14 protein-coding genes are annotated in these 12,972 nt (G+C 63.1%); 2 read left to right on the plus strand and 12 right to left on the minus strand.

From position 1 onward, the window contains the following. Positions 1 to 86: 86 nt before the first annotated feature. The 8 genes from map to V7116_RS14830 form a co-directional block, all read right to left on the minus strand. Positions 87 to 833, minus strand: coding sequence for a type I methionyl aminopeptidase (gene map, locus V7116_RS14795; RefSeq protein WP_324392715.1), 747 nt, complete (start codon positions 831 to 833; stop codon positions 87 to 89). A 354-nt stretch (positions 834 to 1,187) separates the two neighbouring features. Beyond that, positions 1,188 to 2,222: a phenylalanine--tRNA ligase subunit alpha gene (gene pheS / locus V7116_RS14800; protein WP_324392716.1), complete on the minus strand. Its 1,035-nt coding sequence runs from the start codon at positions 2,220 to 2,222 to the stop codon at positions 1,188 to 1,190. Positions 2,223 to 2,682: 460 nt separating this feature from the next. Continuing rightward, positions 2,683 to 3,192 carry an NUDIX domain-containing protein gene (locus tag V7116_RS14805; protein ID WP_324392717.1) on the minus strand — a complete coding sequence of 170 codons (510 nt, stop codon included), beginning with the start codon at positions 3,190 to 3,192 and terminating at the stop codon, positions 2,683 to 2,685. Between the two features lie 84 nt (positions 3,193 to 3,276). Continuing rightward, positions 3,277 to 3,648 carry an MmcQ/YjbR family DNA-binding protein gene (locus tag V7116_RS14810; RefSeq protein WP_324392718.1) on the minus strand — a complete coding sequence of 124 codons (372 nt, stop codon included), beginning with the start codon at positions 3,646 to 3,648 and terminating at the stop codon, positions 3,277 to 3,279. Between the two features lie 21 nt (positions 3,649 to 3,669). Continuing rightward, positions 3,670 to 4,185 (minus strand): hypothetical protein, encoded by a 516-nt coding sequence (locus V7116_RS14815; protein WP_324392719.1) that lies wholly within the window; start codon positions 4,183 to 4,185, stop codon positions 3,670 to 3,672. Positions 4,186 to 4,349: 164 nt separating this feature from the next. After that, on the minus strand, positions 4,350 to 5,204 hold the full coding sequence (locus tag V7116_RS14820; RefSeq protein WP_324392720.1) for a hypothetical protein: 855 nt from the start codon (positions 5,202 to 5,204) through the stop codon (positions 4,350 to 4,352). 37 nt (positions 5,205 to 5,241) lie between these two features. Beyond that, a complete protein-coding gene (locus V7116_RS14825; RefSeq protein WP_324392721.1) occupies positions 5,242 to 6,306 on the minus strand; it encodes an XdhC family protein in 1,065 nt (354 codons plus the stop codon). Positions 6,307 to 6,308: 2 nt separating this feature from the next. Beyond that, the gene (locus V7116_RS14830) at positions 6,309 to 7,775 is read right to left on the minus strand and encodes an RtcB family protein (RefSeq protein ID WP_324392722.1); all 1,467 of its coding nucleotides are present in this window, start codon (positions 7,773 to 7,775) and stop codon (positions 6,309 to 6,311) included. 103 nt (positions 7,776 to 7,878) lie between these two features. Between V7116_RS14830 and V7116_RS14835 the strand changes: the two genes are divergently transcribed. Further along, positions 7,879 to 8,775, plus strand: coding sequence for a prenyltransferase (locus tag V7116_RS14835; protein ID WP_324392723.1), 897 nt, complete (start codon positions 7,879 to 7,881; stop codon positions 8,773 to 8,775). Between the two features lie 58 nt (positions 8,776 to 8,833). On the opposite strand, the gene V7116_RS14840 is transcribed toward V7116_RS14835, so the two are convergent. From V7116_RS14840 to V7116_RS14855, 4 genes are all read right to left on the minus strand, one after another. Further along, positions 8,834 to 9,064, minus strand: coding sequence for a hypothetical protein (locus V7116_RS14840; protein WP_324392724.1), 231 nt, complete (start codon positions 9,062 to 9,064; stop codon positions 8,834 to 8,836). A 422-nt stretch (positions 9,065 to 9,486) separates the two neighbouring features. Further along, the gene (locus tag V7116_RS14845) at positions 9,487 to 9,777 is read right to left on the minus strand and encodes a hypothetical protein (RefSeq protein ID WP_324392725.1); all 291 of its coding nucleotides are present in this window, start codon (positions 9,775 to 9,777) and stop codon (positions 9,487 to 9,489) included. Positions 9,778 to 10,173: 396 nt separating this feature from the next. After that, the gene (locus V7116_RS14850) at positions 10,174 to 10,386 is read right to left on the minus strand and encodes a helix-turn-helix domain-containing protein (RefSeq protein ID WP_324392726.1); all 213 of its coding nucleotides are present in this window, start codon (positions 10,384 to 10,386) and stop codon (positions 10,174 to 10,176) included. Between the two features lie 464 nt (positions 10,387 to 10,850). Continuing rightward, entirely contained in the window at positions 10,851 to 11,390 is a 540-nt protein-coding gene (locus V7116_RS14855) for an HNH endonuclease (protein WP_324392727.1), read from the minus strand. 284 nt (positions 11,391 to 11,674) lie between these two features. Between V7116_RS14855 and V7116_RS14860 the strand changes: the two genes are divergently transcribed. After that, positions 11,675 to 12,847, plus strand: a complete 1,173-nt coding sequence (locus V7116_RS14860; protein WP_324392728.1) for a HEAT repeat domain-containing protein — start codon at positions 11,675 to 11,677, stop codon at positions 12,845 to 12,847. The last annotated feature ends 125 nt before the right edge of the window (positions 12,848 to 12,972 follow it).

Genomic DNA, 12,972 nt, shown 5'->3' on the forward strand with positions numbered 1-12,972 from the left:
TCACCAAAATCAAAAGTCTGGCTTCTGTTGACCGTGATGGGTTTTGCCTTGACTGATAACTACGAACTGACAACTAAAAACTGCCTTTAGACCGCCGTCACCAGCACCGCGTGATCGCCGTCCACAATCAGCGTGTGTTCGAACTGCGCCACGACCGCGCCGTCCGTGGTGCGCAGCGTCCAGCCGTCGCGCTCGGTATAAATCACGGCGCGCCCCGGGCTGAGGAACGGCTCGATGGTAAACACCATGCCATCGCGCATCAGCTCGTTGTCGTGGCGGTTGTAATAGCCCAGCACGGTCGGCTTTTCGTGAATGTGCCGCCCGACGCCGTGCCCGGTCAGCTGCCGCACGATGCGGTAACCGCCCGTCTTCGCCACGCCCTCGACCGCTTTGCCGATGCTGTTTAGCGGCGCGCCCGCCCGCACGGCTTTGATCGCCTCGTCGCGTGCGGACTTAGTGAAGCGGCACAGGCGCTCGTAATCCTTGTTCACCGGCGGCACGGGCATGCTGGCCGCGGTGTCGGCCCAGTAGCCTTCCAGCTCCGCCGATACGTCCACGTTGATGATGTCGCCCGCCTGGATTTTGCGATCCTTGCGCGGGATGCCGTGCGCGGCCTCGTCGTTGAGGCTGATGCAGGTGTGCCCCGGATAGTTGTAGGCCAGGATGGGCGCAGAGCGCGCGCCGTACTGCTTGAACAGCTTCGCGCCGATGTCATCGAGTTGTTTGGTGGTCATACCCGGCTCGACGCGCGCCAGCATCTCGTTAAGCACGGTCCCGCAAATTTCGCCAATGCGCATCAAGCCGCGCAGATCGTCGTCGTTGTCGATAGTCATCGTAACTCCTTTAGCGATGAGCTGGTTAGCTTTTAGCCGTTAGCTGAGGGCTAAAAACCGAGCTGTCGCGTTGTCTATACGTTCTCTTGTAGGGGCAATTCATGAATTGCCCCCTATACAGTAAGTTAAGCCTTCAGCGACACGATAGGCGACTCTGCTTTTCGTAGGGGCGGGGCTTGCCCCGCCCGTGGTCAGCAAAGCCGGGTAGGGCAAGCCCTACCCCTACGCACATCCAGCTAGGCGACTTGCGCCTGGCTGCCCCTACACTATCTGTCGTATCGTGCGGATTGTGGTTAGTAGGATGCCTTGGCTTTTCAGCTAAACGCCAACCGCTAACCGCTAATGGCTGCTTTTCTAGAACTGCTCCAGGAACCGTAGATCGTCCTGCCAGAAGTAGCGGATGTCCTTGATCCCGTGCTTGATCATGGTCATGCGCTCCGGCCCCATGCCGAACGCGAACCCGCTCCACTCGGTCGGGTCGTAGCCGCCGTTTTGCAGCACGACGGGGTGCACCATGCCGCACCCCGCGATCTCCAGCCAGCCCGTGTATTTGCACACCGGGCAGCCGTGCCCTTCGCACAGGATGCACTCCACGTCCACTTCCATGCTCGGCTCCGTGAACGGGAAATACGAGCCGCGGAAGCGCACGTGTTTGTCTTCCCCGAACATGTGCCTCGCGAACTCCGCGATGGTCCCCTTGAGGTCGCTCAGGCGGATGTTGCGCCCCACGGCCAGCCCTTCGACCTGGTTGAACTGCACTTCCGACCGGGCCGAGATCTGCTCGTAGCGGTAGCACATGCCGGGCAGGATCACGCGGATCGGCTGCGTGCCGCCGTGTCCCAGCTCGTGCATGGCGCGGATCTGGCCGGGGCTGGTGTGCGTGCGCAGCAGCACGCCCGGCGTCGTGGTGTGGAACGTGTCCCACATGTCGCGCGCGGGGTGGTGCGGCGGAATGTTCAGCAGGGTGAAGTTCGTCTCGTCGTCTTCCACGTCCGCGCTGCGGAACACCTGGAAGCCCATCTCCGCCCAGATCGCGCTGATCTCGCGCAGCGTCTGCGTAGTGGGGTGCAGCCCGCCCATCGCCACGGAACGGCCCGGCAGCGTGACGTCCAGCGCGCCTTCTTCCAGCGTGCGGGCCAGCTCGTGCTCCTGGATCGCCGTCTCGCGCGCGGTGAAGGCGTCCGTCAGCGCGTTTTTGATCTCGTTGGCGCGCTTGCCGAAGTCGGCGCGTTCTTCTTTGGGCATCTGACCGGTGCTGCGCAGCGCCACCGTGACCTCGCCCTTTTTGCCCAGGTAGCGGCGTTCCCAGTCGGCCAGCGTGTCCTTGTCGCGGATGCCGTCCAGTTCGGCGTGCGCGCGCTGGTAGGTTTGTTCGAGTTGTTCCAGCATGTGCGTCCTTCCGTTCGTCGATGCGTCCGGCGGTTCGAGCCGCCGATCCGTTCTACTTTCGCTCAATTTGGCTTTAAAACAAAAATCTCGTCGCCGATCCTCACCGGATCAGGGACGAGAAGGTTCTCCCGTGGTACCACCCTGCTTAGTCCGTGCGGATTTTCCCGCCGGACTCGCTCATTGACCTGCGTCGCACCTCAGCGCGAGACAGGCTGCCCGGTTAACGCGGGGCGGGCGGAGCGGACTACAGGCGCACCGTGGTGCGCGTTCACCCGTCGGCTCAGGAGCGAACTTCCGCGAGGTCCGGCTCGTCCGGGCTTTCAGTCAGCGACCCGGACTCCCTGGGAGTGGTGCTCCCGCGTACTTTTCTCCGTCACAGCCTTTGCGGTATGTGATTACTTGATAGTATGCCAGACTGCTCCGCGAGTGTCAACAATCTGCGGCGTTCCTGGGCGGCTGTCTACTGCTCGGTAGGAGCAGAGCCTACGCCGTCCGGCAGGCGGAAAAACGGCTCGCGCCGCGTCAGGGCGTGCATGATGCGCTCGCGGTGACGTGGCAGCAGCGATTCGGGCAGCGCGTCGGGCGCGAACCACGCCAGCTCCAGCGATTCGCCGTCGAGCGCTTCCAGCCGTCCGCCTACCACGCGGCATTCAAACGTGATACTGGTAATCGCCACGTTGTCGCCGTTGGGATACGTGGTGATGTGACTCGCCCCGCCATAGACGCCGGTAATGCGCTCCGGCACGACGTCCAGCCCGGTTTCCTCGTGCACTTCGCGGATCACCGCCGCGGCGGGTTCCTCGCCCGGCTCGATCATGCCGCCGGGAATGCCCCACAGCCCGCTGTCGGATCGCCGCTGGAGCAAAATCGCACCGTCCTGGTTGCGGATAATGGCCCCCGCACCGGTCAATATCAGTAAATCGTGCCCGATGCGCGATCGTATCGTTTGGACGTAGTCTGAAGGGGGCATGGCAGCTTCCTTTGAGCCGGATGATGTGGCGCTGAGTTGCCCCGATTTTACCCCGGCGCGCGGGCGTGCTGCTGCGCGTCTCCCCTACGGCAGCCTCACCTTTGCGCCCATCGCTTTCGGCGCGACGGCGCGGTAGCTCTCCACGATCCACGGCTGCACGAAACACGCGGGCGGGATCGTGCCCGGCGGAAAATGGAACTCCACCCAGCCCGATTTCCCCAGGTTGTAGCCCATCGGCTCGGCGAACGGCAGAATCAGCACGTCCTCGGCGGACTCAGGCAGCTTCACGCCCAGGTACAACTCCGTGCGTTCCCCTTCTTTCGCTCCGAGGAAGACGAAGATCTTCTTGTTGACCTTGATCACCCGCTCGCCCCACGGAAAATCCTCGAACGCGCCGGGCAGGTCCAGTGCGAACGCGCGCAGCGCCTCGCTGATTTGGGATACTTCGGTCGCCATCATCCATTCCTGGTGCTTGGCTCACGGCAGCGAAAAGAATCCGCGACGGTCCGTGTCATACTCCGCCATTGCCAGCTTGACCTCGACCCCGATCGGGATCTCGTACACCAGCCAGCCGACCTGTTCCGCGCCGCCGAGGATCTCGCCTTGCAGCGGCTTGTCGGAAGGCGGCAGGGTCACGCCGGGAACCGAATCATAGATGATTCCCGTGGTGCTCACCAGTTTCAAGCTGTCGCGGATCTCGCTCAGATCGCAGATGTCGTCCGGCGACTTCGTGCACTTGATCTGGAACTGCACCTTGCGATATTCGTCCGTCTCGCTGGGCGGATCCTGCGTGTCCACGTACGAGACCGCCTGCGCGCGGACGTCGTACTTGTTGGTGATCATGTACTTGCCTGCCGGGACCGGATCGTTGCGCGTGCCCTTGCCTTCGTTCATCGTGGAGGCAGGCGTGCCCGAACAGGCCAGGATCGCCAGCACCAGCGCCGCGATCACGCCGCTGACGGCGAAGAACGGTCGGCCCTGTAAGCGTTTCATCGTGTCGTCTCTTTCCAACACTTGCGCGTTTTTTCCGTACCGGTGTGTTACACCGTCGGTTCGTACTTGTCATTACGTAATTCATAAATCAATTGTCGCATTTTTCCCGTCGCGCAGGTGCATTTCCGACAAAAAATGGGCCGGATGGCCCACTTGTGAAGAGCTTACGGCGTGTCTTCTGGTAAGGTGATATGGGATAAATTGCGTAGGGCATGGCGCAGCGCCTGTCTGGTCACTTCATCGGGGTGGTTTTGGGCCCATGCCAGGAGCCAGTCGCTGAATTCGGCTTCGTCGGGATACATGATGCTCAGGTCAATCGCGGCCTGAATTTGTCTGTGGCTTGCGCCTTCATCAGGGGTACGGGCAGGCTGTCCGGAACCGTTCATCTGCGCTATCAGATCGGCGCGGTAGCCAAGTGCTTCTTCCGGCGCGACACGGTGCAGCGCGATATACGCTCGTGGTGGTCCGTCGATGTCGGAAACAGCCTGTTTGATGAGATCGATGACCTCGGGGATGGTGGGAATCACGAGTGACAGGCTGAAGATCGCCGCATCTTGTGCGGTATCGCGCCATGTCGGCCACGCCGAGACGATTTTCCGCAGCGTTCTCTCACGGTCGATGACGCCGTCGCGTGCCAGGCGGCACAGGATATCGGTGGCCTGGATTTGTGTCCAGTCATACTCCCCAAAGGCGATATCGTTCAGAATTGGCAGCGCAACTTCCGGGCGGTGGTAGAACATCTCGAAAATCGCTGCTTGGCACATGCTCATCCACTCGCCAAGCCCATTGAACCGATCCTGAAGCTCGGCGGGTTTGAGATGCTTGTTCTCGCCATAGTAAAAGTAGTGCGGCAGGTTCCGGATCTGGGGGGCGCTAAGCCGTGCGGCTGCTTCGCGGGCGCGGCGCTCGAATTCGGGCCGCGCCTCGTATGCTGATGCTACCCACGCGACGAATTCGGCTTCCTGGGGAAGCTTTGCGCCTGAATTATCGCCGGATGAGGGCCGGGTGAACGGTGCCATGAGTTTCTCTCGCCAACGTTGCACGCTGCGATCCGTCTTACGATTCCGCCGCCATCTCGCGTGCGAAGCGTGTGATCAGCATCCCGCCGGGACGCCCGTTTTTGACCGCGACGATCTCCGCGATGATGCTCAGCGCGATTTCCTCCGGCGACTTGCCCCCGATATCCAGCCCGATCGGCGTGTGGATGGGCGGCAGCTGGGCCATGTCCAGACCGGCGTCTTGCAGCCGTGCGGATCGCTCCTCGTGCCGCACCCGCTTCCCGATCGCGCCCAGGTAGCCGATCTCGTGCCCGGCCAGCGCCAGCATCAGCGCATCCTCGAAGCGCGGCTCGTGGTTCAGCGAGACGACGAACGTGCGCACGTCCACGCCCACGCGCCGGATCACCTCGGCGGGCCACGCCGCGATGACCTCGTCCGCATCGGGATGTTTTTCGCGCGTGGCGAAGGCCGGGCGCGCGTCGGTGACCACCGTGCGCATGCCCAGGATCTTGGCGAAGCGCACCAGCGGTTGCGCGGCCACGTCGCCGCCGAAGATCAGCAGCACGGGCGGGGGCAGCACCGGCTCGAACAGCGCCACCGTGCCGTCGGGGTAGGTGGTCGAAGCGGGCTTGTCGCGGCGCATGGCGGCCAGCGCGTCACGGATCACGGCGTCGGGCAGGCCGTCGCCGCCCGATCCGTCCGCCAGGATCTGCGCGTGGCGCGCGTTTGGCTCGGCGGGCGTGCCCGGCGCGCACAGCGTTACCTTGACGTGACGCTCCGGCCCGCTGCGCAGTAGGTCGAGCATGGGCTGGTCGAGCTTTTCCACCAATACGTCGATCTTGCCTTCGCAGTTCAGGCCGATCTCGACCAGCGGGTTTTCGACGTGCTTGTAATGCAGCATCAGTGCGTTACCGCCCGCCAGCACGTCCTGCGACGTCTCGTAGACGTCCGTCTCGACGCAGCCGCCGCTGACCGCGCCCGCAAAGCGGTTATCGCGCGTGATCGCCATGCGCGCGCCGAGCGGCTGGCTCGACGAGCCGAAGATCCGCACGATGGTCGCCACCGCGACCGGTTCCCCTGCATCCAGCCATTCTGCTGCTTGCGCCAGAATATCGTCTTTCATGGTTAGCGCCGTCTACCCTTCTTTTGCCTGTCTTTACCCGGCTGCCGCTCCGTGCGGCGGTCGGGAGAGTCGCCATCCATTTTGACGAGCCGGGGCTGGAACTCCGCCAGCGCCTCGACCAGATCCGCCTGATCGGCCATCACTTTGCGGATGTCCTTATAGGCCCCTGGCGCTTCGTCCAGGCCCGCCGAGATCAGCTCGACGTTTTGCTCCTTCAAATACCGCCGCACGCTGTCCCAATCGAACTTTTCGATCGCGCGCTTGCGGCTCAGGCGGCGGCCCGCCCCGTGCGACGCGCTGTTGAGCGCCTCGGCGCTGCCCAACCCGCGCACCACGTAGCCCGGCGCGCCCATGCTGCCGGGGATCACGCCCAGCACGCCCGTTCCGGCGGGGGTCGCGCCCTTGCGGTGCACGATCACGTCCTGCCCGTCGAACGTTTCCTGCCACGCGAAGTTGTGGTGATTCTCCACGCCGCCCACTACCGGGAAGCCGATTGCCTCCGCGATCTGCTGGTGGATGATGGCATGGTTCGCGCTGGCGTAGCGCCCCGCGAGCGTCATCGCCGCCCAATATTCCGCCCCCGCGCTGTGATCCAGCCCCAGCCACGCGAGGTGCTGGTACTCCTTCGGCAGCGTCTCGTGCAGCTGCATGGCGATGCGCGTGTAGCGGTTCGCCATTTCCAGCCCGAAGCGGCGGCTCCCGCTGTGGCTCAGCAGAGCGAGATACGTGCCGGGTGCAATTGTACCCAGCGGGGAGGGAATCTCCGAGTTGACGACCAGCGCGCCGAACTCCACGAAGTGATTGCCCGATCCGCTCGTGCCAAGCTGGTGCCACGCGACGTCCTTGAACAGCCGCGCGGCGGGATGCTCGTCCCACAGCGGATCGTCCATCACCTCGTGCTCGCGCGGGATGGACCACGTGCTGCCCGCGCCGAAGCGCGTTTGTTCTTCCAGCACCGTGCGGAAGCGCTCGCGCTTCTGCGTGAGGATGTGCGGCGAGGCGTCGAACACGGTCAGCCGCATCCGGCAGGCGATGTCCACGCCCACCGCGTACGGGATCACGGCGTTATCCGTCGCCAGCACCCCGCCGATCGGCAGGCCGTAGCCGGGGTGCGCGTCGGGCATCAGCGCCCCTCGCACCGAGATCGGCAGCTTCGCCGCGCGTTTCATCTGGTCCAGCGCGTCCGATTCGATGCCGTCCCGGCCCCATACCTTGTACGGGATCGCGTCCACGGGGCTGTCGGTCGATTTGCGCGCGTTGTAGTCCGTATCCGTCATCACGGTTGCGGCGACCGCGCCGTAAACCGGGTGATCGGTGTACTCTGCCGGCGCGCGCAGCACGTCCGCCAGCGCCGCCAGAATGTCGGCTTCCGGCGTGCCCTGTGCCTCCGCGTCGGCGGCGACCTTCAGCGCGAGGCCGACCGCGCGGCCCGGCTGGAAGCCCAGATCGATCAGCGTTTGTCCGTTCATGAGAAGTCCATTATCTCCGGGCGTGCGCTCGTTGCTCCCGGCGCATAGCTGCCCTTAACATCCATTATAGTCAGAGTTGCCGTTTGCCGTACCGTGGAGGTTCATGCGCCGTACTGCCGCCTTCATCCGCCTCAGCCGGTTCCACTTTCTGCCGCTGCCGCTGCTCACCTATGCCGTGGGCCTCGCCCTGGCGAACCGCGATCGCGGCGGGCTGGACGCCGGACGGCTGCTGGCCGGGGCGGGCATCGAGCTGCTGGCGCAGTTGAGCGCCGCCTACTTCAACGATTACTGGGACCGGCCCACCGATGCGATCAATACGCGCCGCACGCTGCTGTCGGGCGGCAGCGGCGTGCTGAATACGGGCTTTCTCCCGCCCTGGATCGCGCTCGCCGCCGGGATCGCCTGCCAGATCGGGGCGCTCCTCGGCGCGACGCTGGCGGGTTTGCCCTCTATAAGCTGGCTGCTGCTGGCCGGGGCGCTGTTCGCGGCCCTGTTTTACACCGCCCCGCCGCTCAAGTTGGGCTGGCGCGGCCTGGGCGAACTCACCACCGGCATCGTCGCCGCGCTGATCGTTCCCCAATGGGCCTACAGCCTGCAAACAGGCCACCTCAGCCTCGATCTGTTCCTGATCTGCCTGCCGCTGCTGCCCATCGTCGCCTCGCTGTTTCTGGCGATCGCCGCGCCCGATCTGCCTGCCGACGCGCAGGTGGGCAAACATACGCTGCCGGTGATCGTCGGGGAAGGGCGAATCGCATGGCTCTATGCGGGCATGGTGAGTGTGGGCGTGCTGGCGGCGCTGGTGCTCTGGCCGGGGCGCGTGCCGTCCGGTGCGCTGGCGCTGGGCGCGCTGATCGCGCTGCCGCTCGTGCTGCTGGCATGGCATGGCCTGCGCGCGCCGCTGAGCGACCGGCCTCTGGTCTTACTGTGGATGATCGTGCGCGCGGGGTTGGTCCCCCTGGCACTGATTGTGATTCTGGTGCTTGGTGTGTGGCTTTCGTAGCGATGGGCGCGGTCGATACAGGGGGGTAGCGCGTCGCATCGCCAGCCACGATTTCACTTTAGATAAAGAACCGCGCGGTCCACTCCGCGGCGGCCAATAGTACCGCTGCCTTTAATGCGGTCAGGTGGGTGCGCACCCGCAGCCGTGGCAGGTGCAGGTCGTGGAGATGCTCGGATAGTGTCATGACGAAGATCGGCAGCAGGCCCAACACGCCCACCAGCCCGAACTCCAGCACGTCCAACAGCATGTCCAGGTCGATCTCGATTGCATCAAAGAGGTTTAGCAGCAACTCCCCAAGGCGCTTTTCTCCTCTGTGCGTGCGCACGGTAGGGCCGTTCGGCCTCCGGTCGATGGTGGTTCAAAGTGAGAGCGGGCGGGTGGGGAGGAGCCAACACCCATTTGTCGCACAGTAACTCCCCACCCGGGCCGCTCGCGGAACGGTTAAGCCCGGTGTGCAGGCCGCTTACCGGCCTGCCTCTCGTTCTTGCAAAAAACTTGCGGCCCCTTCGTTTCTCTGGCGGGCGACGTTTCCATTACACGTCTGCTTCCCTATCGCGCGCCGTATCCATTACATGTGGGCCAGTCATTCCAGTTCGGTTGTGATTCGGTTCGGTCGAGTGGCATTCACCCCCGACCGAACCAGCCATTGACTAGTCGATCAGGATGGTGAATGCGGAGCGAAATTGGTGCTTTCCTGGACCTGCGTCGCAATTACCTGTTTTGCGAGACATGGTCACCTCCGCTGCTCTGGCCGAGTTTTTCGGCCTTACCTACGAGTCCCGGAGCAGTTCCCCTCAGCTCCGAGATGGTTTCTGTGGCCGTGTAGACGATATCTTCCAACCAGCCTACCATCTCGTCGCGGGGGAGCGTCGGGAGGGGCGCCAGGCAGTCTGCGCATACGTCGTCGTGCAGACGGTCGAGCGCGTTAAACAGCGTCTCGAACCACACAACGTCATACGCTGTGCCTGTCAACTGGTTGGTTTGGACCCGCTGGATGGTCATCGTCACAGCCTTCCTGCTGTACGTACTGCTTAAAAGACGTTCGGGACGGTGCGAGAGTTCCATTTCTCGCGCTTATCGCCCCTTCGCTGCGTTCCCCGAACCAAAACGCAACCGGGGCGTGGGACCACTGATTTTCAGATCCCACGCCCCGGTGAAGGGTCGAGCTTGCTGGCGGCTGAGAACGCTACAATGCGCCCTCCATGCCACACGCTCCGTGAGATCGCTGGCTGCCAACCGGTTCCCAACTGTCTTTCACCTCGGCCAGCGAGGGGATTGACAGTGCTACACGCGGATTCAACTGCCCATAAACGCCCGCATCATGCGGGAAGCGTTCGTCGGGCTTGCTATCGTCTGCGGTATCAAGTTCGCTAAACAGATTGAGCGAACCGGGTAACATTAGGCTTGCCTTTCGATAGATGTCTGATCGAGCATTTCGAGAATGCTGGACCCCTGGATGAAGATGCGCCTTACGCCCGCAGGTCGGCTGATCCGCAGGTATCCGGCGTCAATCAACTTTTTCAGGGTGCTGAGGCTGACGCCGAGCAGTTCTGCCGCCTCTTGCCGGGAGTATACGGCTTTTGAGTTAATGGTACGACTGCCGTCTATCATCCCTTATTCTCCTACCATAGCAAGGTTCAGTGTAGCACGGCTCCGGTGGCAAGTCAAGCACCTATTGCCGCCAAATACAGATACTATCCATTCTACAGGATTGTATAAGGTTCAGGAAGGGTCAATCCCCCGACCCATATACCTGTTATCTACTGTTTTTCGTAGGGGCGATGCTTGCATCGCCCGCTGTCAGCAAGGCCGGGTAAAGCAAGCTCTACCCCTACGCACATATGGCTTGGCGACTTACTCCCAGATTGCCTGTTCATCGTGGGGCGTATCACCATACGCCCCTGCAAAACACGCCGCCTACCAGCTGCCGTCGGCGCAGGCCATACGCCCGGGCGACAGGCGCAAAAAAACGCCGGGCATGGGGGAGACAGCCTCCATACCCGGCTGTTTTAGCTTCAAACACCGGTTTGCCGGGCAGATTATTCCATTAGCGGCGGCCCGGTCCTGGCTGCCGCTTACCCGCTGATCTCGATGTAACGCTTCCACGTATCGGGACCAGTTCCCATCTCGATCACCAGATAGCTGGTGCGTGGCGTTTTCGGCTCCCACAGCATCTTCATCCCTGCTTCACCGGGCAGGCGGCTGCCTTTGCGGTGATTGCAGGCGAAGCAGGCGCAGGCCGTGTTTGACCACGTATTTTTCCCCCCGCGTGACACGGGCAGGATGTGATCGACCGTCAGATCGCGCCGGGTGAGCGGCTTGCCACGGATCATGTCCCCGACCTTGCCCCCGCAGTAGATGCAGGTGTAGTTGTCGCGGACGAGTACCCCCTGGCGGCTCCAGTGGGCGTGGCGGCGCGGAACGTTGATGAAGTGCCGCAGGGCGATGACGGACGGAACTCGGTACTTATCGCGGACGGTGCGTAGAAAGCGATCGGATTCTTCGACCACGAACGCTTTGCCGGAAATCAGAAGGTTGATGGCGCGCGGAATGCCGATGACCGTTAGCGGTTCCCACGTGCCCCCGTTCAGGAGTAGAACATGCCCTTCGATCATGGACCACTTCCGACCACTCTGGCAGAGTGCCAGATGTCTGGCCTACGATGCCCGTTATTATACCTTTTTTCACGCAAAGTGATACTCAATCCGGTGGCGCTGCCCCATCAGCTCATACATACTGCGCCCAGGTTAAGGCCCGCCACTCCCCGCGCCAAGCGCAGGTGAAATCGCGGCGAAGGATTTTTTACGCGTGAGTTGCAGTCACACGTTTACCGGGCGAGAATGGGCGCATACAATGAAGAATGCGCCGTGATTGCAGTAAGAAACAATAAAGGCGGGCCATGCACGACGAATCGCTCTTGCAGGATTTGAGGGAAGTCCACGCATCCGAAGCCCAGATCAACATGCTCCGGCAGGCGGATGTTGTCACCTATTCGCGGTTGTTCGCGCTGCTGGGCGATACCGCCGTGCACCCGGAATATCGCGCCGTCTTGTGCCGCACCCTTCAGCTTGTCGCGCAGTGCGTCGATAAGCGCCGGGCCGTCGGGCCGCTGTTGGACGCGCTGCGCTCCGACGAGACCGAACTGCACTGCGCTGCCGCCTATGCCTGCGGCACGATGGGTCTCAAGCGGGCGATTCCCCGGCTGGGCGAGCTGGCGTCGGACAAAAACCAGCCGTTCCAGACGCGCATCTGCGCGCTTCAGGCGCTCGGCTCGATGGCGGACCCGCGCGCGATCTCCGCGCTGTGGTCGATCGTGGACGATGCGGCGGAGCCTCCCGAGCTGCGCAGCAGTGCGCTCGAACAAACGGCATCGTGCGTGAACGACGATTCGATTGCCCGTTATATCCGCCTGCTCGGTGACACCAGCCCCGATCTGCGCTTCTGGTCCGCCTACTGTCTGAGCCAGGCGTGTCACACGGCGGACATTTCGCCCGCGCTGCCGGATCTCGATCGCGTTGTGGCCTCCGATCACGCCCTGCCGGACTGCTGGGGCTGGCACGTGGACCGCGAGGCGCTGCGGCCCTTCGAGTTCATCTACTTCCGCGCCTTGAGCGGCGATTCGGAGGCCTGCCCGGCGAATACCTGGATCGTCAGCCCGGCTGCGGAATTTGAAACGTTCGTGGAGCGGCACCGCCGCTGGTCGAACACCTGGGAATACGCGACCGATCTGCTTCCGCCGGTCGCGTTCCGCATCGATCCGGCTTGGTTGATGGCGCAGTTCGGCCAGCGCTGGCCGTCGGCGGCGTTCGACGTGCGCAGCCCCAAACCGCAGGCTTACCTGTTTGACGTTCAGCTCATGCTGGACGGCGGGATGCTGATCGGCGGCCTGCACCGGGACGGGTACGCCCTCGTGCTGACGGGCGCTAAAGACGCCGCGCGCGAGGTCGCCGCGTGGTATCGCAGCCTGTTCGCGCCGGATCAGCCGCTGTTTCTGTACGAGTGGGCAGGCACCGCCTCCCCGATCGAGTTGGAGACGCAGGACGACGCCTCCGACACTTGGGACGAGTGGTAACGCAGCGGGGGCAGCAAAACTAAGGGCGGGTAAATCCCGCCCTGCAAAACTCACTGAGACGTGTTTGTCTCCCCTCTCCAACTTGATTCTGGGAGAACGACACTTTTGAGGGGGAAGGTTGAAAA

The organism is Aggregatilinea sp., assembly GCF_036822615.1.
In the GTDB taxonomy this organism is placed as follows: domain Bacteria; phylum Chloroflexota; class Anaerolineae; order Aggregatilineales; family Aggregatilineaceae; genus Aggregatilinea.

Bases quoted from the DNA above. Each gene is read 5' to 3' on its own strand.
- V7116_RS14845 (WP_324392725.1), bottom strand. From the start codon at position 9,777: ATGACCATCCAGCGGGTCCAAACCAACCAGTTGACAGGCACAGCGTAT.
- V7116_RS14820 (WP_324392720.1), bottom strand. From the start codon at position 5,204: ATGGCACCGTTCACCCGGCCCTCATCCGGCGATAATTCAGGCGCAAAG.
- V7116_RS14835 (WP_324392723.1), top strand. From the start codon at position 7,879: ATGCGCCGTACTGCCGCCTTCATCCGCCTCAGCCGGTTCCACTTTCTG.
- V7116_RS14830 (WP_324392722.1), bottom strand. From the start codon at position 7,775: ATGAACGGACAAACGCTGATCGATCTGGGCTTCCAGCCGGGCCGCGCG.
- V7116_RS14815 (WP_324392719.1), bottom strand. From the start codon at position 4,185: ATGAAACGCTTACAGGGCCGACCGTTCTTCGCCGTCAGCGGCGTGATC.
- V7116_RS14860 (WP_324392728.1), top strand. From the start codon at position 11,675: ATGCACGACGAATCGCTCTTGCAGGATTTGAGGGAAGTCCACGCATCC.
- V7116_RS14810 (WP_324392718.1), bottom strand. From the start codon at position 3,648: ATGGCGACCGAAGTATCCCAAATCAGCGAGGCGCTGCGCGCGTTCGCA.
- map (WP_324392715.1), bottom strand. From the start codon at position 833: ATGACTATCGACAACGACGACGATCTGCGCGGCTTGATGCGCATTGGC.
- V7116_RS14855 (WP_324392727.1), bottom strand. From the start codon at position 11,390: ATGATCGAAGGGCATGTTCTACTCCTGAACGGGGGCACGTGGGAACCG.
- V7116_RS14825 (WP_324392721.1), bottom strand. From the start codon at position 6,306: ATGAAAGACGATATTCTGGCGCAAGCAGCAGAATGGCTGGATGCAGGG.
- V7116_RS14805 (WP_324392717.1), bottom strand. From the start codon at position 3,192: ATGCCCCCTTCAGACTACGTCCAAACGATACGATCGCGCATCGGGCAC.
- V7116_RS14850 (WP_324392726.1), bottom strand. From the start codon at position 10,386: ATGATAGACGGCAGTCGTACCATTAACTCAAAAGCCGTATACTCCCGG.
- pheS (WP_324392716.1), bottom strand. From the start codon at position 2,222: ATGCTGGAACAACTCGAACAAACCTACCAGCGCGCGCACGCCGAACTG.